At 75.7% G+C, this 17,972-nt stretch carries 17 protein-coding genes, 1 tRNA gene and 1 pseudogene; 8 read left to right on the plus strand and 11 right to left on the minus strand.

The genetic code is table 11. The annotated features are described in order from the left end of the window. Positions 1 to 11: 11 nt before the first annotated feature. Positions 12 to 1,223 (minus strand): hypothetical protein, encoded by a 1,212-nt coding sequence (locus tag ACI8AB_RS00755; RefSeq protein WP_456948564.1) that lies wholly within the window; start codon positions 1,221 to 1,223, stop codon positions 12 to 14. Positions 1,224 to 1,373: 150 nt separating this feature from the next. Here ACI8AB_RS00755 and orn point away from each other — a divergent pair, with 150 nt between their 5' ends. From orn to ACI8AB_RS00770, 3 genes are all read left to right on the plus strand, one after another. Continuing rightward, a complete protein-coding gene (gene orn, locus ACI8AB_RS00760) occupies positions 1,374 to 2,066 on the plus strand; it encodes an oligoribonuclease (protein WP_387985600.1) in 693 nt (230 codons plus the stop codon). Between the two features lie 57 nt (positions 2,067 to 2,123). After that, positions 2,124 to 2,199 (plus strand) — tRNA-His (locus ACI8AB_RS00765). Between the two features lie 194 nt (positions 2,200 to 2,393). After that, complete coding sequence (locus ACI8AB_RS00770; protein WP_456948565.1) at positions 2,394 to 3,614, plus strand: hypothetical protein; 1,221 nt, start codon at positions 2,394 to 2,396, stop codon at positions 3,612 to 3,614. 377 nt (positions 3,615 to 3,991) lie between these two features. Here the strand turns inward: ACI8AB_RS00770 and ACI8AB_RS00775 are convergent, their stop codons facing one another. The 3 genes from ACI8AB_RS00775 to ACI8AB_RS00785 all read right to left on the minus strand — a co-directional run bounded on the left by ACI8AB_RS00775 (position 3,992) and on the right by ACI8AB_RS00785 (position 5,880). Beyond that, positions 3,992 to 4,573, minus strand: a complete 582-nt coding sequence (locus ACI8AB_RS00775; protein WP_456948566.1) for a hypothetical protein — start codon at positions 4,571 to 4,573, stop codon at positions 3,992 to 3,994. Positions 4,574 to 5,083: 510 nt separating this feature from the next. Further along, positions 5,084 to 5,257 (minus strand): hypothetical protein, encoded by a 174-nt coding sequence (locus tag ACI8AB_RS00780; protein WP_456948567.1) that lies wholly within the window; start codon positions 5,255 to 5,257, stop codon positions 5,084 to 5,086. A 308-nt stretch (positions 5,258 to 5,565) separates the two neighbouring features. Next, positions 5,566 to 5,880 (minus strand): hypothetical protein, encoded by a 315-nt coding sequence (locus tag ACI8AB_RS00785; RefSeq protein WP_456948568.1) that lies wholly within the window; start codon positions 5,878 to 5,880, stop codon positions 5,566 to 5,568. A gap of 304 nt (positions 5,881 to 6,184) precedes the next feature. On the opposite strand from ACI8AB_RS00785, the pseudogene ACI8AB_RS00790 reads away from it, so the two are divergent. Further along, positions 6,185 to 6,373: pseudogene (locus ACI8AB_RS00790) on the plus strand (LuxR C-terminal-related transcriptional regulator); the annotation flags it as partial. 81 nt (positions 6,374 to 6,454) lie between these two features. On the opposite strand, the gene ACI8AB_RS00795 reads toward ACI8AB_RS00790, so the two are convergent. Then, positions 6,455 to 7,093, minus strand: a complete 639-nt coding sequence (locus ACI8AB_RS00795) for a LuxR C-terminal-related transcriptional regulator (RefSeq protein ID WP_456948569.1) — start codon at positions 7,091 to 7,093, stop codon at positions 6,455 to 6,457. Positions 7,094 to 7,421: 328 nt separating this feature from the next. On the opposite strand from ACI8AB_RS00795, the gene ACI8AB_RS00800 reads away from it, so the two are divergent. Continuing rightward, entirely contained in the window at positions 7,422 to 8,384 is a 963-nt protein-coding gene (locus ACI8AB_RS00800) for an AraC family transcriptional regulator (protein ID WP_456948570.1), read from the plus strand. 64 nt (positions 8,385 to 8,448) lie between these two features. After that, on the plus strand, positions 8,449 to 9,417 hold the full coding sequence (locus tag ACI8AB_RS00805) for a helix-turn-helix transcriptional regulator (protein WP_456948571.1): 969 nt from the start codon (positions 8,449 to 8,451) through the stop codon (positions 9,415 to 9,417). Between the two features lie 411 nt (positions 9,418 to 9,828). On the opposite strand, the gene ACI8AB_RS00810 is transcribed toward ACI8AB_RS00805, so the two are convergent. Further along, entirely contained in the window at positions 9,829 to 10,107 is a 279-nt protein-coding gene (locus ACI8AB_RS00810) for a hypothetical protein (RefSeq protein ID WP_456948572.1), read from the minus strand. 180 nt (positions 10,108 to 10,287) lie between these two features. On the opposite strand from ACI8AB_RS00810, the gene ACI8AB_RS00815 reads away from it, so the two are divergent. Next, entirely contained in the window at positions 10,288 to 12,933 is a 2,646-nt protein-coding gene (locus tag ACI8AB_RS00815; RefSeq protein WP_456948573.1) for a SpoIIE family protein phosphatase, read from the plus strand. Positions 12,934 to 13,717: 784 nt separating this feature from the next. On the opposite strand, the gene ACI8AB_RS00820 is transcribed toward ACI8AB_RS00815, so the two are convergent. After that, the gene (locus tag ACI8AB_RS00820) at positions 13,718 to 14,443 is read right to left on the minus strand and encodes an ATP-binding protein (RefSeq protein ID WP_456948574.1); all 726 of its coding nucleotides are present in this window, start codon (positions 14,441 to 14,443) and stop codon (positions 13,718 to 13,720) included. A 320-nt stretch (positions 14,444 to 14,763) separates the two neighbouring features. Here ACI8AB_RS00820 and ACI8AB_RS00825 point away from each other — a divergent pair, with 320 nt between their 5' ends. Then, positions 14,764 to 15,486 carry a hypothetical protein gene (locus tag ACI8AB_RS00825; RefSeq protein ID WP_456948575.1) on the plus strand — a complete coding sequence of 241 codons (723 nt, stop codon included), beginning with the start codon at positions 14,764 to 14,766 and terminating at the stop codon, positions 15,484 to 15,486. A 49-nt stretch (positions 15,487 to 15,535) separates the two neighbouring features. Here ACI8AB_RS00825 and ACI8AB_RS00830 read toward each other — a convergent pair whose 3' ends face one another. The 4 genes from ACI8AB_RS00830 to ACI8AB_RS00845 form a co-directional block, all read right to left on the minus strand. Further along, positions 15,536 to 15,814 (minus strand): glycosyltransferase, encoded by a 279-nt coding sequence (locus tag ACI8AB_RS00830; RefSeq protein WP_456948576.1) that lies wholly within the window; start codon positions 15,812 to 15,814, stop codon positions 15,536 to 15,538. Positions 15,815 to 15,820: 6 nt separating this feature from the next. After that, entirely contained in the window at positions 15,821 to 16,486 is a 666-nt protein-coding gene (locus ACI8AB_RS00835) for a glycosyltransferase (RefSeq protein ID WP_456948577.1), read from the minus strand. Positions 16,487 to 16,569: 83 nt separating this feature from the next. Next, a complete protein-coding gene (locus ACI8AB_RS00840; RefSeq protein WP_456948578.1) occupies positions 16,570 to 16,740 on the minus strand; it encodes a hypothetical protein in 171 nt (56 codons plus the stop codon). Positions 16,741 to 16,787: 47 nt separating this feature from the next. Beyond that, positions 16,788 to 17,972 (minus strand): glycerate kinase, encoded by a 1,185-nt coding sequence (locus ACI8AB_RS00845; RefSeq protein ID WP_456948579.1) that lies wholly within the window; start codon positions 17,970 to 17,972, stop codon positions 16,788 to 16,790.

Below are 17,972 nucleotides of genomic sequence, written 5' to 3' on the forward strand. Positions count from 1 at the left end.
CGTCCCGCACCTCAGCGGGACGGCGCGCCGCCGGCCGGGGCGGCGGCGGCCGGGAGGCCCGGCTCGACGGGACGGCGCCAGTCGGCGAACCGGGCGCTGCGGCCGACGACGTCGACCGCCGACCACAGGACGGTGAACGCCGCGACCACCAGCGCGACCGACCACCAGGACCAGTTCCACGGCGGCAGGACCCCGGCGGCGTCCTGCAGCCGGCCGGCGGCGTAGACGACGACGGCGGTGGCCGGCGCGGCGCTCCAGCCGGGCAGTCCGCGGGTGACCGCGAGGTCGACGCAGACCGCGCCGGCCAGCAGGGCCAGCGGCAGCACCGACGGCGGGAAGCCCATCGCCACCAGCCCGGCCCACATCACCGCGCGGTAGGCCAGGTAGGTGCCGGCGACGACGGTCGCGGTCCAGCGCAGGCCGACGACCCTGCGCGCCACGACCAGCGAGAGCAGGCCGGCGCAGACCAGCCAGGCCGGGTGCACCCAGGAGGGCACCGGCAGCATGAACATCGTGGGGGTCTGGCCCTGCGAGGCGGCGAAGTCGAGCAGCTGCGGCTCGGCCGTCGTCCGCCCGGCCTCGTAGGCGCGCAGCGACAGGACGCCGTACTCCTGGTGCTGGTTGGGGAAGACGACGTTCTCGACGAAGAACAGCCACAGGCCCAGCGACACCAGCGTCCGGACCCGGCCGGGCGCGGCGTACAGCCACCAGCCGCGGATCGCGCCGGCCAGCATGATCGCCGTCCCGATGTAGAGCAGCGCGTGGCTGGGGCTCCAGCTGGTGATGTCCAGCCCGTTGACGCGGTGGTTGACGATGTCGACCGGGATGGCGACGAGGAAGGTGCCGATCCCCCACTGCATGAGCCGCAGCGCCCGGCGGTCGACGCCGTAGCCGCTGTAGCTGTGGAAGACCACCAGCGCGACGACCACCGCGGTGCCGGCGGAGTTGAGCAGGTGCGGGGGCGCCAGGTCGTCGCGCAGCCACTTGAAGTGCCAGGAGACGTCCCAGGACGAGCCGAGCATCTTGAGCAGGAAGGCCCCGAGCCAGGCGGTGTAGATCCAGCGCAGCTCGGTCTCCCCCGTCGGGCGCCCGGGCCGGCCCGGCGTCATGTACGCCCGCCACAGCCAGCGCAGCAGCACGACGGGGTGCCGCAGCCCGGCGGCCAGCGAGCCCGGTGCCGGGGGGACCGCTCCGGCGGGAGCGGCGGGGACGGGGTGGGGCACGGGAGGACTCCCTGGTCTCGCTGACGGGATGGCCCCACCGTAACGGCGCAGGTCGCCGATGCCGACCCCCGAGTGGCGCCGGTGTGGCGCATGGAGTAGTGGGCCGACACGCGAGGCATGCGGGACGGACGGGACGTAGGGTCGGCCGACGTGGCGGACAACGGCGGGCACCTGGTCTGGATCGACTGCGAGATGACCGGGCTGGACCTCACCCGGGACAAGCTCATCGAGGTCGCCGTCGTCGTGACCGACTCGGAGCTGCGGGTCCTCGACCCCGGCCTGGACCTGGTGATCTCCGCCGACGACGCCGACCTGGAGGACATGGCCGACGTCGTCACCGAGATGCACGCGAAGTCGGGCCTGACCGAGGCGGTGCGCGCCTCGACCCTCACAGTGGCCGAGGCCGAGCAGCAGCTGCTCGCCTACGTGAAACGGTGGGTGCCCGAGCGGCGCACCGCTCCGCTGTGCGGCAACTCGATCGGCACCGACCGCGGCTTCCTCGCCCGCGACATGCCCGAGCTCGACGACCACCTGCACTACCGGATGGTCGACGTCAGCTCGATCAAGGAGCTGGCCCGCCGCTGGTTCCCGCGGGTCTACTTCGCCCAGCCGCCCAAGGGCCTCGCCCACCGCGCCCTGGCCGACATCGTCGAGTCGATCCGCGAGCTGGCCTACTACCGCCGGACGCTGTTCGTCGACGCCCCCGGCCCGTCGACGTCGCAGGCGCAGCGGGCCGCCGGGGAGGTCGTCGCCGGCTTCGCCGACGTGCTCTCCGCGGCCGACGCCACGCCGCCGGCCGCCCCCGCGGAGGACGACGCACCCCCGGCTGCGTCGGGGAGCTGACCGGCTCCGGTATCCTCGTCCCTGCCTCCGGCGCGGGTCCGCTGCCGGGTGCACGCGGTGGGTGTAGCTCAGCTGGTAGAGCACCAGGTTGTGATCCTGGGTGTCGCGGGTTCGAGCCCCGTCACTCACCCCACGTGAGAGGCCCTGGTCGGTTCGCTGACCAGGGCCTCTCCCGTTCCTCGGCCTCGGCTGGGGGGGCAAGATCACGCCCGCTACCCCCTCGCTGGGGGGCAGATCGGGGGGGCAGTGGCGGGGCGATTGCGCACCGCAGACAGCTCCCGACGGTGCGGCCGGTCCTTCCCGACCGACCGCACGGAGCACATCCCCATGTCCCTCAAGCCCGCCAGCCCCTGGATCGAGAAGCGCGGCCGCCAGCACCGCGTGTACTGGCGCAACACGCCCGGCCGCGGCCTGCCCGCCCGCTCCTACCAGCGCTGCTACTCGCCCGCCGACGCCCAGCAGTTCATCGACATGGCCGCCTACTTCGGCCTCGACACCGCCCGCCAGGTGATGGCCACCGAGGACAAGGTGGCCCGGTGGGCGCTGCTGGACGCGGCCCTGGCCGAACGCGGCCTGGCGCCGGCCGACCCGGTGCCGCGGCCGGCACCCCAGGTGCCGCCGGCGGTGCCGGCCGGGCCGCCGCCGCTACTCGCCGCGCCGGCCGACCCCCGGCTGACCGGAGTGACCTTCGACGAGCTCTGGGCCCGCTTCCTGACCAGGATCCGCTACGTCGACGAGGGCACCCACAAGCTCTACGAGGGCTACGGCCGCAACCACCTGCTGCCGTTCTTCGGCGGCACCGGCATCGGGCTGATCCTGCGCACCCGGCCGCTGCGCGCGGCCGACGCGCCGGCCGGTGCGCTCTACGTCGACGACGACTGGATGACCGGCATCCTCAAGAAGGAGCGGCGCAACAACGCCGGCCGGCCGATCGCCGGGGCGCTGCTGTCGAAGAAGGTCGTCGACAACGTGCTGACCGTCCTGGGCCAGTGCTTCGACCTGGCCGTGGGCGAGCGCCCGGCGCGGCTGGAGACCAACCGGCGAAGGAGATCCGGCTGCCCAAGCACGAACGCCGGGAGACGTTCTTCCTCGACGACGCCGCCGCCTACGCCGCGCTCCGCGGCGCGATGCACGTCCACTTCCAGCCGCTGCTGGACTTCCTGGTCGGCACCGGCGCCCGCTACGGCGAGGCCGCCGGCCTGTGGGTGCAGCACCTGCACCTGGACGCCAAGCGGCCCCACGTCGACATCCGGGCGGCGCTCAAGTGGCGCGGCAAGGCGCGCAAGCGCGGCCGGCCGAAGACCCGCTCGTCGATCCGCCGCATCCTGCTGCTGCCGCGGCTGGTCGAGGCGCTGCGGCCGCTGGTCGCCGGCAAGGGCCCCGAGGACTTCATGTTCACCATGCTCGAGGACGGCCCGCTGCACCACGGCAACCTCCACCGATGCTACTGGCAGGAGGCGGTCAAGGCCGCCGGTGGGGCGGTCCCCAAGAGGCTCGGATCCACGACCTGCGCCACACGCGACCGATCGACGTGCTGCGCCGCGGTGAGGTCGCGCCGGTGCTGTCCCTGGCCCGGCCGACCGCCGCGGACCTGCGGCACTGACCGGCGGCGCAGCCGCCACCGGCAGCCCGCATCACGTTCACCCAGATCAGCGAGGGCCGCATTGCCGCCTGCCGCACCGCCGCATGAGCGTCGGCGCTCCCACGGAGTCTCCGGCCTCCCAGCGGCCGGGCGTGGCCCACATCCGGCAAGACGTGGGCATGGTCAACACCGCGTCGCTGGACGGGGCCTCCATCCGGGCCCACCGGGCACAGCTGATGGACCTGGCGGCGGCCCACGGCATCCGCGCTGCGGTTCGTCGCACCGCGCGCCGGGCGGTTCCTCCGCGGAGGTCACCGCGCACCCGCTGCGCCGGGCCGCCGTCTCAGCCCGCCGTGGTGTCCGGTGTGATGGTGCCGGTGTCCCACTGGCCGGTGATGCCGTCGATCAGCCAGGGGTGGGTGCCGGCGGTGCCCGGCACCAGGTAGAAGGTCGACGTCTTGGTGATCGGGACCAGCACCGGGGCGCCGCCCTGGTTGATGTGCACGGTGGCGTGCTCGACCACGATGAGCTCGAGGTTGCCCTGATCGCTCACCTCGGCTCGCGGGTCGCCGAGGGTGTGATCGGTGACCCATGGCCCGTCACCGAACTCGAGGCCGCCGTTGCCGGGCCCCTCCATCTGGTTGAAGACCATGCTGTTGAGGTCGGTCGCCGCGTCCTCGTCCCCGGACACCGCCTTGCGCACCGTCTCCCGGAAGTCCGCCGCCATGCTCGGCGTCATGTACGCCGTGAGGCCCTCGAACACTTCCGCGGTCGGCGCCGGATCCGTCGGCATGGCGGCCTCGTTGAACGACGCCTGGTTCAGGTACTCGGCCATCTCGGCGTAGGCGGCCTGCACGTGGTCGGTACCGAACCGGTCGACCGCCGGGCCGGTGAACGACGCGGGGGCGACGGTGGCCGGCGCCACGCGGGGCGGAGCGGCGGGCGCGGTGCTGCTCGGCGCCGCGGCCGATGACGGAACCGCCGAGCTCGTGGGCGACGAAGCGCGATCGGCGGAGCCGCTGCCGCAGGCGGTGAGCGCGAGCGCTCCGGCGATCAGGACCGCGCCTCCACGGAGGCGGCGGGCGGTGTGGCTGGACATTGCGTCTCTTCTCGTGCGGGTGCGGTCGCCGACGATCGGCGGTGATCGCCGGGAGCGTGCTCGTCCTCGGCGGTGTCGCACTCGGCCGGCGGTTCGTCGGAAGCACCATCGGCGCACAGCACGCCGCCCTGCAGCCCAACCACCCCCCAGGGGGCGGTGCGGCGTGTCCCGGGCCTGCTACAGCTCGGCAACCGGGACGGGCGGCCGATGTACCGGTTTCCAGTTCGCCGGTGCGGCGCTGTACCTGGCCCGCCGCCCGGCGCCTCACAGGCCGAGGACGCCGGCGAGGTCCCCGCTACGTGCGGTGGGCCCGGATGGTGACCTCGCCCGCGCCGGTCAGTCCCACCAGAACCCCACGCAGGCGACGCCGGGCGGCAGCGGCCCGGTCAGCAGTTCGGCACCCGCCCCGGTCCAGACGGGCTTGCGGGCCTTCCACGACGTCCAGGCCTCGACCACCGCACCCTCCAGGGCGCCGGGGGCCTGCGGGTTCGCCGGCCAGGCGGTGGCCAACGGTCGGCCAGGACGCGGGCCGCGGTCGGCGCCAGTTGCAGCCCGTCGAAGCGGACGTAGGCCCGGCCCCGGGCCAGCCCGCCGACCAGCCGGCCGTCGAGCAGGCCGGCCTGCTCGACCAACCAGGACATGGGCGGCTGCACGCCGTTGCACCGGACGCTGACCTGCTCGCGGAGCAGCAGCCGCAGCACCCGCGCCGACCTACGCCGACACGCCGATGACCCGGCCGATCGGCGCGAACTCCGGATCGGGGTAGGGGGCCAGGAGCGCCGCCAGCGCCGCCGCGGGTCCGCTCATCGGCGTCGCCGTCAGCGGGCACCGCCGGCCCGGCGCCGGCGGGCGGTGCCGTCCAGGTCGTCGGTCATCGCGCGGATCGCCTCGGCGCTGGGGTTGGTGTAGACCTCCAGCGACCGCAGCGAGGAGTGCCGGCTCTTCGCGCGGATGGCGGCCACGGAGTACCCGTCCTCGACGGCGTGCGAGATCCCGGCGTGCCGCAGCCGGTGCAGCGTGAACGGCGGCCCGCCCGGGTCCAGCCGCCGCCCGGGCGCGGCGAACACCCGCTCGGCCTGCCGGTAGGACAGCCGCGCCCGGCCGGTGGCCGGATCGACGTCGGCCGCGGGCATCGGCTTCGTTGGCCGGCGGACGGCGAGGAACAGCGGGCCGCCGGTCCGGTCGCCGATGACGCAGGGCAGCAGCCGGGCGGTGCCGGTGGCACCGGACGGCGACAGCCTGGTTCCCGAACAAGGGGCGGCACAGCGACGGCTTGGGCCGCGGTCATGGGTCAGCAGCGGCCGGCGGCGCGGCGCCCCTGCGCGCCGAAAGCTGTGGCGCACAACTCGACGGGCGGGCAGGGTTCTCCCCGGGCCGGTCCAGGCTCGCGGGCGTTGGGCACCGCCGGTGGCCGCGACGCTGGGCGAGGAGAGCCCGATGGTCGAGTCGACAGCGGACCCGGCGCCGCCGCGGTCGAGTCCCCGCGAGCTCGAGGTGCTCCAACGGCTGGGTGACGCGCAGTCGACCAGGCAGATCGCGGCCGGTCTCGTGCTGTCGACCAACACCGTCCGCGGCCACGTGCGCACGCTGATCCGCAAGCTCGCGGCGACCGGTCGGGGCGATGCGGTGCGCCGCGCCCGGGAGCGAGGGCTGCTGTGGCCGGGCTCCGCGCACCGCGGGCTCGACACGTGCACGGGGCCTGTCCCGTCACAGGCCGGCGACCCCATCGCCGCCGCGCACCTCGGTGGCGAGGATCGCCGCCTGGGTGCGGTTGGCCAGGTCCAGCTTCGCCAACAGCGCGGTGACGTAGTTCTTCACCGACTTGACCTCCGGACGGAGGCGCTCAGCGATCTCCCGGTTGCTGAGGCCCTCGCCGAGCAGCTGCAGCACCTGGCGCTCCCGGCCGGTGAGCAGCGCCAGCCGCTCCCGGTGACCGTCGGAGTTCGGCCCGGCCCGGGCGATCGTGGCCGCGTCGAACAGGATCTGGCCGGCGGCCACACGGCGCACCGCGGCCACCAACTCCGCGCCGCGCACGTCCTTGACCAAGCACCCGGACGCGCCGGCCCGCACGGCGGCGGCCACCGAGTCGGGACCGCCGTCCTGCCCCAGCACCAGGCAGCGCAAGCCGGGCAGCACCGCACACGGATCCGCGCACAGCGGCGCGCCGGCAACGACCGCGACGTCCGGCCGCACCGCCAGTGCGCGGCGCCGTGCCTGGTCCACCGACGCGGCCTCGCCGACCACCCGGATCTGCGGGTCGGCCGCCAGCACAACGGCCACACCGCGCCGGGTGACCTCGTGCGCGTCGACCAGGAAGATGCGGATCGCCGGCAGGTCCGATCGCACGCCCGCCCTCCCGTGGCCCCGGGAAGAGGGCGGCTGCTGTCGTTAGGGAGCCGCAACGTATCGCTACCCCCGACGCGTCGACCAGCAGTACCGCGGTGCAGCGGGTGGAACACCTCCGCATGCCCGGCCGACGTGACGCCAGGCGATCGCGTCAGGAGTCCAGCCGGGTCGACGGGGCGCCGTCGACATGCACCGGCGCCGGACGCCGCGCTGCGCTGGGGGGCGAGGGGCTTCGCACAGCGGATGTCGGCGGCTAGCGTCGGCGGGGCCGGCGCTGCCGGCGGCGGCTCAGCCACGGCCTCGGGAACGCGCACGCTGGAGGCGCGTCGTGCCGGTCGAGGTCATCGAGTTGTCCATCCGGGAGCCGGACGTCGCCCAGGCCGTGCTCGCCGACCTCTACCGCTCGGAGCGCCCGCTCGCGTTCTCCGGCGTCCGCGGGTCGTTCACCTGCGAGCTCCGGTCGGCAACGGCCGGTCACCTGACCGCGGACCGGCTGCGGTTCACCGCGGGCATGCGCTGCGCGGTCGCTCCGCTGAGCGACCTGGTGGTGGCCAGTCCGGTGAGCGGTGGGTGCCGGTACGGGGCGGGCCGGGAGCAGGTCACCACGCGACCGGGCGTGGTGTTCCGGTGCCCGACCGGCGCGCCGTTCGTGAACGAGTGGGACGACGTGGACGTGGGCATCGTGCGGCTGCCGCTGGCGGTGGTCGAGCGGGTGGCCGAGGAGCGGCTGGGCGTGCCACCCGCCGACGTGCGGTTCGACGGGATGGGCCCGCTGTCCGAGCCGATGCGCCGGACCTGGTTGGGGCTGATGCGGTTCGTGCACCAGCAGATGGCCGATCCCGGCAGCGGGCTGGCCGAGCCGCTGATCGCCGCGCACCTGGCCGAGCTGATGGCGGCGGCCGCGCTGGCGGCGTTCCCGAACACCACCATGACCTCGGGCCACCTGCCCGGCGCCGGCACGGTGGCGCCGGCGGTGGTGCGCCGGGCGGTGGCCTTCATCGACGCGCACGCCAGCCTGCCGATCACCGTCACCGACGTCGCCCACGCCGCCGGGGTCGGCCCGCGGGCGTTGCAGCTGGCCTTCGCCCGCCACGTCGGGCTGTCCCCGATGGGCTACGCGCGGCGGGTGCGGCTGGAGGGTGCGCACCGGGAGCTGCAGGCCGCCGACCCGACCGCCGGGGACACGGTGGCGGCGATCGCGCTGCGCTGGGGGTTCGCCAAGCCCGACCGGTTCGCCGCCGCCTACCGCGCCGCCTACGGGGTGACCCCCGCCCACACCCTGCGCACGTGATGGTCCTGGGACTGATATCGCCCTGCGAGTTGACATCGCCTCACGAGCGGGAGAGGAGGGCGGCATGGGAACCGCCACACCGGGAGCACTACGGCGGCATGAGTACGCCACGTCTGACCCGGGCGAGGCGCGAGAGCTCATCGACAACCTCTTCGGCGGCCGGCTGCAGCTGAAGGCCTCCCCGGACACCAGATGGGAGGCCAGCGTCAGGATGCTGGACGCGGGTGCATTCAGCATCAGCGATGTCATGGTGCCCGCCGACCTCACGTTCGACTTGGCCGGCCAGGACGACGTCCTCATCTCCGTAGCCGTCGCCGGTGCCATCGGGTACGACCGCGGGCACGACCTCGAGCGGTACGTGCCCGGGGACGTGTTCATCGCCAATCACCCCGACACCCGAGCCGTCGCCGACAGTCATGAAGCTCGGACCCTCAGCGTCGCCCTCCCCCAGTCACTGCTCACGGACGTCGCCCGGGGCACTCCCACCACGAACGAGCCGTGGCGGTTCACCGCCTCGCAGGCCACTCCCGGCGGAGCCGCTCGATGGCGGGCGACCACCTGGTTCGTCGACGACCTGCTCGCCGACCCCGAGGCCGCCGCCTCGCCGCTGCTGCTCGGGCCGGCCGCACGGCTGCTGGCCGCCACCGCGCTGACGATCTTGCCGAACACCGCCGTCGCACCGGCGGTGGCTACGGACCGCATCGACGCGCACCCCGGCACGCTGCGGCGCGCGCTCGACTTCATCGACTCCCACTGTGACCGCGACATCTCCGTCGCCGACATCGCCCGCGCCGCCTTCGTCACCCCGCGGGCGGTGCAACTGGCCTTCCGCCGCCATCTCGGCTGCACTCCGACCACCTACCTCCGCCAGGTCCGCCTGGCTGAGGCGCACCGGCAGCTACGCGACGCCACCCCCGGCGACGGGGTCACCGTGACCGCCGTCGCCGCCCGCTGGGGCTTCACGCCCAGCCGGTTCACCGAGCGCTACCGCGCCGCCTACGGCGTGCTGCCCAGCGCCACCCTGCGCACCTGACCCGCCGCCCGCGGCAGCCCGCAGCCGCCGGGCCTCCAGCCCCCGGCGCAGCTGCTCCGCGCGCTGCCGGCTGGCGCCGGCCTCGGCGACGAGCTCCACCGCGCAGCGCCGGGCCCGCTCGGCCGCAGCGGCGCGACGCGCCGCTACCTCCGACAGGTCGATCGGCGTCACACGCTGCGCGTGCCCCCAGCTGTCGGCCATCGCGCCCACCGGTGCCCTCGCTGCCTGCCCGTAGGGCGCCGCGTGCGGAGGGCCACCGCCTGGGCTCAGCGGGGCGCTGCTTGTCCGAGAGACCGGCCGCACGCGGCCACCTGCGGTCAGCGAACGCATCGGCCGCTGGCGGCGCCGAATGAGCGGGCACGCCGATGCGCACCGCGGGGGTGTCGGTTCGCGTGTCCGGGGACCTGCCGGTCAGTGCGCGGTGGACTCGAGCGCGTCGGCCCGCGCCCACATCCGCAGCGCCAGGCGGCGTTGCGGGTCGGCCCGCGTGCGCGCCCACGCCGCCCGATCCCGGTGCGGCCCGGCGGAGTTGGTTGTGCCGGCGACCGCGTCCGCGGCGGCCGCGACGGCGCCGTAGCTCAACGCCACGGCTGCGACCGTCGCGGCGGCCCCCCGGATCGCCTCGGCGGACTGGCGCACGGCTGCGGCCTGTCGCAGCGTGGGCGGCGAGTGCTCCGGCACCACCGTCATGGCCTGACCCTGAACGGGGGTCCGCTGGCCGGCTAGCACCGCAGGCGAAGGGGTGCGCCCGCGGATTTGCCCGCAGGCGAAGCGTCCCCTCGGCCCCCTCCCGCCGAGACGATCTTCGCGGGACACTGGGCGTCGCCCTCGGACCCGCGGGGCTCCGGTCGGTCCTCCGGAGGTGCGCAGGTGAGCATCCCCGCGGATTCGCTGCGTCAGGTGCCCGCCGAGCCGGCCGCCGCGGCCGGCGCCGGGACCGAGGAGCTGGCCCAGGCCCGGGCACTGATCGAGCACGCGCCGGACGCGATCGTGATCCTCGACGTCGACACCGGCCGCTTCATCTCGGTCAACGCCGCCGCCGAGGAGCTGTTCGGCATGGACCGCGCCGAGCTGCTGCGCGTCGGGCCGGTCCAGGTCAGCCCGCCGCGGCAACCCGACGGCCGCCCGTCGGACCAGGCAGCGGAGGCCTACGTCGAACAGGCACTGGCCGGTGGCCGGCCGCGGTTCGAGTGGACGCACCGGCGGGCCGACGGCACGCCGGTGCCGTGCGAGATCACCCTGCTGCGGCTGCCGGCAGCCGACCGGCGGCTGGTCCGCGGCAGCATCCTGGACATCACCGAGCGGCGCGCCGCCGAGGACGCCCGCGCCGCGGCGGTCGCCGAGCAGGCCGCGCGCCAGGCCGCCGAGGCCGGCGCCGCCCGGCTGGAGGCGCTGGTCGCCGGGCTGAACGCGGTGGTGTGGCAGCGCGACCCGCACACGTTGCGGTTCACCTTCCTCAACGACCGGGTGGAGGACCTGCTCGGCTACCCGGCCGCCCGGTGGCTGGCCGAGCCCGGGCTGTGGGAGCGCCTCCTGCACCCCGACGACCGCGCCACAGCGGTGCGGCGGGTGCACCGCGCGGTCGCCGACGGCGAGGTCGACTTCTCCCTGACCTACCGGGCGCGGACCCGCGACGGGCGGTGGCTGTGGCTGCAGCACCTCGGGCACGTGGCCCGCGACGAGCACGGCCGGGCCCGCAGCCTGCACGTCGTCCTCACCGACGTCACCGCCGCCCGGCGCCGGGAGCAGGCGGCAGTGATGCTGGCCGCGGCCGGGCGAGCGCTGTCCGCCGGCGGGCCGATCGAGCAGCGGCTGGGCGCGGTGGCCGGGCGGACCCTGGGGGTGCTCGGCGAGCGCGCGGTGGTGTGGCTGGCCGACGACGACCGCTACCGGCTGGTCGCCGCCGCCCCGGCCGAGCTGGCCACCCAGGTCCACGGCATGCCCGCGGTGCTGGCACCGGAGGAGCTGCGGCCGCTGATCGCCGCCGGCCGGCCGTTCGACGTCGGTCCACTCCCCGAGGCGATGCGCCGGGAAGCGCTGGCCGGCGACCCCGTCCTGGAGCGGCTGGCCGCCGCCGACCCGACTCCGCGCCGCCAGCTGGTGGTTCCGCTGCAGCACGGCGGGGAGCGGGTGGGACTGCTGACCTTCCTCACCACCGACCTCGCCCGCCGCTACGACGAGGAGGACCTGGCGCTGGCCGACGAGCTGGGCCAGCGGATCGCGGCGACGGTCGCCGCCGAACGCGTCACCGCCCGGGCGCGGCAGCTGCACGAGCTCACCGCCGCGCTGTCGGCGGCCGGCACCGTCGCCGAGGCCGCCGCGGCGCTGGCCGACGGGCTGCGGGCCGCGCTGGGCGCGTCGGTCGTCTCGGTGTGCACGCTCGACGCCGACGGGCTGCTGCACACCGTCGAGGCCCGCGGCTATCCGCCCGAGCAGCTGGCCCGGTACGCCGCCATGCGGCTGACCGCGCCGTTCCCGATCGCCGAACCCGCGCGCACCCGCCGGCCGGTATGGCTGGGTGACCGCGCCGCGCTGCTGGCGCGCTATCCGGGCATCGAGCGGCACCTGCAGGCCGCCACCCAGGCGGCGGCGGCGCTGCCACTGACGGCTGCCGACCGGGTGATCGGCACGCTCGGCGTGGCGTTCACGACCCGACGGCGCTTCGACGCCGCGGAGCGCGCGTTCCTGCGCGCCGTCGCCGACCAGCTCGCCGTGGCCCTGGAACGCGCCACGCTGGCCGACGTCCGGCGGGAGATGGCCGAGACCCTGCAGCGCAGCCTGCTGCCCGCCCGCGTGCCCGACGTCGCCGGGCTGCAGGTGGTCACCCGCTACCTGCCGGCGGTGCGCGGCACCGCCGCCGGCGGCGACTGGTACGACGTGCTGGCCGTCGAGGACGGCTCCGTCGCGCTCGTCGTCGGCGACGTGGTCGGGCACGGGGCGGCCGCCGCCGCGATGGGCCGGCTGTCCAGCGCGCTGCACGGCATGCTGCTGGCCGGTCGCAGCCCGGCCCGGGCCCTGGAGCTCCTCGACGGCCTCGCCGAGGAGGTCGACGGTGCCGCGCTGGCCACCGTCGTGTGCCTGCTGCTCGACTCCGCCACCGGCCGGCTGACCTGCAGCAGCGCCGGCCATCCGCCGCCGCTGCTGGCCACCCCCGACGGGTCGGTCACCTACCTCGACGCCGGGCACGGCCCGGCACTCGCCGTGCCCGGCGCTCGGCGGCGTCCGGAGGCGGTCACCACCCTGCCCAGCGACGCGGTCCTGTTGCTCTACACCGACGGCCTCATCGAGCGGCGCGCCGACGACCTCGACGCCGGCCTGACTCGGCTCGCCACGGCCGCGACCGCCCGCCGCGGGGCACCGCTGGCCACGCTCGTCGACGGGGTGCTCGCCGACCTGGTCGACGTCGGCGGCGCCCGCGACGACATCGCGATCCTCGCCGTCCGGCAGCTCAGCCAGCGCGACGCACCTCCTCCGCAGCGTCCAGCAGCGTTCGGGCCGGCGGTCCGCGACCGGTGAGCAGCACGATGCGGCGACCCGGGAGCAGGCCGATCATCCCGCCGCGGCCGCCGCGCGGCCGAGGCCGACCTGTTCCCGGCCTCCCTGCCGCCCGCCGCGAAGTCGCAGCGGCGCCGCGCCCGCTGAGGTCGTCCAACAGGTCGCTGGACTTGTCCCACAGTTGTGGGACAGGTCCCGGCCGCAGACCCACGAGGCCCTGCCAAGCGGACCGGATGGCAGGGCCTCGGTGTGCCCGCCGCAGTGCCGCACTGCCGCAACGGCGGCATGCCGCCCTGCAGGCCCGGACGACCACCCGGTCCCACCCTCCCTGCAGGTCGCGCCCCGGCGCGAACGGCCGCAACCTCGGCCGTGAGCACGTCGGCATCGTCGCGGCCACCATCTGACCGACAGCTCAGCGAGCGGATCACCGAGGCCACGGCCTTCCGCGTCCCCGACGGCACGCTGCTGGAGGCATCCACGACCTCATGACCTGGAGCAGCCTCTACGCCCGCTACCGCGCGCCGACGTCAGCCGGCCGCAACGACCCTGAGCCCGCAGCACCCAGGCGTGCTCGGGCGGCTCAGTGCCAGGCGCAACTGCGGGGCACGCCTCCATCGGCTTGTCACCGACGTCGCCGGCTCGATGAGCGGACCGGTATGCGCGCACTACCCCATGCCGCCCCGACCCGGACACCCCGCCGTGGGGATCGCGGCAAGGTACTGGGAGGTGTCCCGGCCGCGGTCCCGATGAACCAGCCCGCCTCAGCGGGCCGGACCGTCGACAGCTTCGCGTCTTCCGGCCCGGTTCAGCGGGCGGAGTACCGGCCCACCGGGGCGGCCGGCCGGCGGCTCCTCGGACCGGAGGCGTGGGGCGTGACGAGACTCGTCGAGCGGGCCTGCACGGCCGTCGTCCGGGCGCTCCCGGCGGCGGCGCGGTAGGCGTGGGCCTGCTCCAGTCTGCCCGCGACGGCGGCGTCCGCCGCCAGCCGCTGCCGGGTTGCCGCGATCCGGGCCTCGGTGGCGGCTAGGCAGGCGACCAGGTCCCGGGCGCGTACGGTGGCCGCCCGGATGCGCTGCGGTGGCGGCGGCTGGGGCGGCGGCCGGTAGGCGATGTCCGCCCACACGGTCTTGCGGTCCCCGTCCACGGTCCAGCCGTGCGCGCGGCTGAGCCGGGCGACCAGGCCCAGGCCCATGCCGCCGAGCGCGGCGTCGCGGTCGATCGCCGGGGTCGGCGGCCGCGCGGCCGCACTGTCGCTGACCTCCAGCAGCCAGCCGACTCCCGCCGCGGTAACGGTCACGTCCACCGGCGGCCGGCCGTGGCGCAGGCCGTTGGAGGCCAGCTCCTCGACCGCGAGCAGCAGCCGCCCGCCGTCGTCGGCCCCGGCGGGCAGGACACCGTCGGTGAGTGCGGTGCGCAGCCGGCGCCGCATGCCGGTCAGCTCGGCGGCGGTGCCCGGCCGGCCCTGCCACACCGCGGTCAGGCGAGGTCCCGGCGCCGGCGGCGGTCGCTGCGCCCACGAAGGCTGGTCCATCTGCTCCACCCGGAGAGCGGCACGCTCCCGCTCGATCCGGGGAGGTGAGCTGGGCACCTGCCCGTCGGACCGGCCGGACCCGTGCTGTCAGAGTTCCGTCCGCACCTCGGCCTACCCGCCGCGCCATGCCTCCATGCGGCGCCGCACTGGCCCTTGTCCGCGGTCTGTGCCGGGGGGAGGCTCGGTGCGTGGACGGGTCCGACGAGCGGGCCGCCGACCAGAGCGGGCCGGACGGGCAGGACCGCCGGGAGCAGCGGCGCCGTCGCGCCGAGCGGGCCGCCGAGCGGCTCCGGCAGGACGTCCGGCGGCTGCAGGAGCGAATGGGCCGGGGCGCCGAGGCGATCGCCGGCACCGAGAGCGGTGTAGCCGCCACCCAGCTCACCCTGGCCGAACGGGCTCTGCGGGAGGCCCGCCTCCAGGACGCGCAAGGCCTGCTGAGCGAGGCCGCGGCGGCGCTGCGAGCCGTCGAGCACGAACGCCTGCGGGCGGAGCGCTGGCCGGGCGACCCGACGCCCGATCCCACGGCCGCAGCGGGCGCCGGGCAGCGGCGGACCGCGGCCGACCGCGCCCTGGACGATGCGGCCCGGCGGCGGGAGCGAGCCGCCCACCACCGGCATGAAGCGGCCCTGCGCCGCGAGACGGCGGCCCAGCTGCGCGACGAGGTGGCCGCCGAGCGAGACCGGCAGGCCGCGGAACGGGCCGTGGCCGCCGAGCGCCGGGAGGCGGCCGCTGACGAGCGCCGTGCCGAACACAGGCGGTGGACGGGCCCGCCGACCGCGTCGGCCGGCGGTAGGCCTCCTGGGGAGGGCGAGGAGCAGCGGGCCATCGACATCGAGGTTGAGGCGAGCTACCGCGGATGGATCGAGGACGACCGGGCACGGGCCGCGGGCGACCGAGCGGCCGACACGGCCGACCGCCGCGCGGCCGAGCAGGACCGGCTCGCGGCGCAACAGGACCGCGAGGCCGCCCGCGCCGACCGCGAGCAGGACAGCCGGGACCAGGCGGCAGCCACGGCGGACCGCGAACGGAGAGACGGCAGATAACGGCCAGAACCTGTCCTGCGCGGATCCGAGCAGGACTGCGCAAGGCAGCTCAGGGCGTGGACGAAGTGGCCATGGTCTCGATGAGGTCGCCGGCCCTACGGGCACCGCCGGCCGCGTCGAACTTCTTCGCCAGCCGCTGCGCGGTCTGCCGCATCCTCGGATCGGCCAGGACCCGGTCGACCGCTGCCCGGATCCGCGCGGGCCGGGGGTGGCCGGTGCGCAGGTCCACACCGACCCCGCTCCAGCCAACCCGCCTGGCGACCTCGGGCTTGTCCAGGTCGGCACCGGTCACCACCAGCGGCACGCTGGCGGCGACGGCGGCCAGCACGCTGCTTCAGCCACCGTTGCTGACCATCACGTCGACGTGCGGCAGCAAGAGGTGGTACGGGATGAAGGGTGCGACGCGGACGTTGGGCGGCAGCGAGCGGAGTGACCCGGCGGCGTCCCGGCCGGTGGTGGCCACGACCAGCGCATCGCTGCCGGCCAGAGCGGCGATGGTGGGCCGGATGAGATCGTCGGGATCGACGTGGAGAGTGCCCTGAGCGACGTGGACGACCGGGCGGCCCTCGACTCGCGCGCATGCCACCTCGTTCCACCACGGCGGGAGATCGGCGTCGGTCCCCGGCGCGGGCTCGGGCGCCAGACGGCCCAAGTAGTGGACGTAGGGCGGCAGGTCCGGCCGCGGGTAGTCGAAGCCCGGGACGCCCTGGGCGAGCACCAGGCGGGTGGAGAACAGCCCATCGAGGCCCGACACCGCGGCACGGCCGAGCCCGACCTGGGCGCGGACGTCGGTGATGATCGGGTCCAGGACACGGCGGAGGACGGTGCCGACCAGCGGCCGGAGGACGGCGTCGCGCGCACGTCCGGCGGCGGTGCGGGCCGGAAGCAGCCGAGTGCCCGGTGGGGGCAGGTGCCGACTGGTGAGCACCAGCGGGAGGACGGCGACCGTGGCCAGCGGGAGACCCAGCTTCTCGGCGATCAGCGACCCGCCGACCGACATCTAGTCGCTGACGATCGCGTCGAACCTCTCCCGCCCGTGCAGGGCGAGCAGGTCCCGGGTCTGCCCAACGCCGCTGCGCAGGATCACGTGCTCACCGTTGGCCCGGCCAGCCCGAGCGCCTCTGCCGTCGCCGACCTGGGGATGGTGGCGGCCGGGTCAGCGTCGTCGTGGTCCGGCGCCTGCCGCCACGGCTCCCAGCTCGCGCCGACGGCGGTGAACCGCGGCGCGTACTTGACGCCGGTGTAGGTGACCACATCGTGGCGGCGGCGGACCAGTTCCGGCCCGGGACCGGTCGGCCCGGTCAGGCGCCGACGGTGGACGCCGGCGGGTGGGCGCGGCTGGCACCCCGACGCCCGGCGGCGGCACGGGAACGGACCTGCCGGCCGATGAGTTCACCCGCGACCGCGGCCAGGCGCCTCGAGAGCTCGGCGTCCCGCCTCGGGTCCCCGTCGGTCAGCTCGCCGAGCGCCACCACCTGGTCGAGCCCGAGTCGCCGTCGCTCGTCGGGGGTCAGCAGCGACTGCCCGACGACGGCGGAAACGGGGCGCGGCGCCGATCGTGTCGCGACGACGGCGGGCAGCTTTCCGGCCAGGGTCTGCCCGTCCATGCGGCCCTCGCCGGTGACGACGGCGGCGCAGTCGGCGACCGCGGCGTCGAAGCCGAGGAGGTCCAGGAAGAACTCCGCGCCGGCGACGCGCCGGGCGCCGAGCCACCGGCAGGCGAAGCCGAGACCGCCCGCCGCACCGGCACCGGGTTCGTCCGCGAGGTCCCCTCCGCCGTCGGCCGCTCGAAACCGGGAGGTCTCCAGCAGACCGACGAGGTGCCGCAGGCCGACCTCGAGCTCGCGGACCTGGTCCGGGGTGGCACCCTTCTGCGGGCCGAACACGGCCGCGGCACCCTCGGCGCCGAGCAGCGGGTTGGTCACATCGGTGGCTACGACGAGCTCGACGGCCTCCAGGTCGCAGATTCCCGACGGGTCGATCTCGGCGATCTGCGTCAGCGATCCCCCCGTCGGCTCGACGTCACGTCCTGCGTCGTCCCGGAACCGGACGCCGAGAGCGGCGAGCAGTCCCGCGCCGCCGTCGGTGCTGGCGCTGCCGCCCAGGCAGAGGACGATGCGTCGTGCTCCCGCCTCGAGCGCCGCGAGCACCGCCTGCCCGAATCCGTAGCTGGACGCGGTCATCGGGGCCGGTTCCCCGGGCGCAAGCGTGGTCAGTCCGCAGGTGTTGGCGACCTCGACGACCGCGGTGCTGCCGTCGAACGCGAACTCGGTGGTGTGCCGGCGTCCGTCGGCGCCGCGCACGGACACCGGGCGGGGAGCGGAGCCGGCGTACAGAGCGGCGGCCACGCTGCCGTCACCGCCGTCGGCCAGCGGCAGGAGCCTCGAGGCGACACCGGCCGCCTCCAGGCCCTGCCCGATGGCCGTCGCCACCTCAAGGGCGGTGAGGGAACCCTTGAACTTGTCCGGAGCCACGAGCACGCGCAT

This window comes from Geodermatophilus sp. SYSU D00698, assembly GCF_054050335.1.

Bases quoted from the DNA above. Each gene is read 5' to 3' on its own strand.
- ACI8AB_RS00770 (WP_456948565.1), top strand. From the start codon at position 2,394: ATGTCCCTCAAGCCCGCCAGCCCCTGGATCGAGAAGCGCGGCCGCCAG.
- ACI8AB_RS00785 (WP_456948568.1), bottom strand. From the start codon at position 5,880: ATGCCCGCGGCCGACGTCGATCCGGCCACCGGCCGGGCGCGGCTGTCC.
- ACI8AB_RS00805 (WP_456948571.1), top strand. From the start codon at position 8,449: ATGGGAACCGCCACACCGGGAGCACTACGGCGGCATGAGTACGCCACG.
- ACI8AB_RS00810 (WP_456948572.1), bottom strand. From the start codon at position 10,107: ATGACGGTGGTGCCGGAGCACTCGCCGCCCACGCTGCGACAGGCCGCA.
- ACI8AB_RS00820 (WP_456948574.1), bottom strand. From the start codon at position 14,443: ATGGACCAGCCTTCGTGGGCGCAGCGACCGCCGCCGGCGCCGGGACCT.
- ACI8AB_RS00825 (WP_456948575.1), top strand. From the start codon at position 14,764: ATGGGCCGGGGCGCCGAGGCGATCGCCGGCACCGAGAGCGGTGTAGCC.
- ACI8AB_RS00835 (WP_456948577.1), bottom strand. From the start codon at position 16,486: ATGTCGGTCGGCGGGTCGCTGATCGCCGAGAAGCTGGGTCTCCCGCTG.
- ACI8AB_RS00845 (WP_456948579.1), bottom strand. From the start codon at position 17,972: ATGCGCGTGCTCGTGGCTCCGGACAAGTTCAAGGGTTCCCTCACCGCC.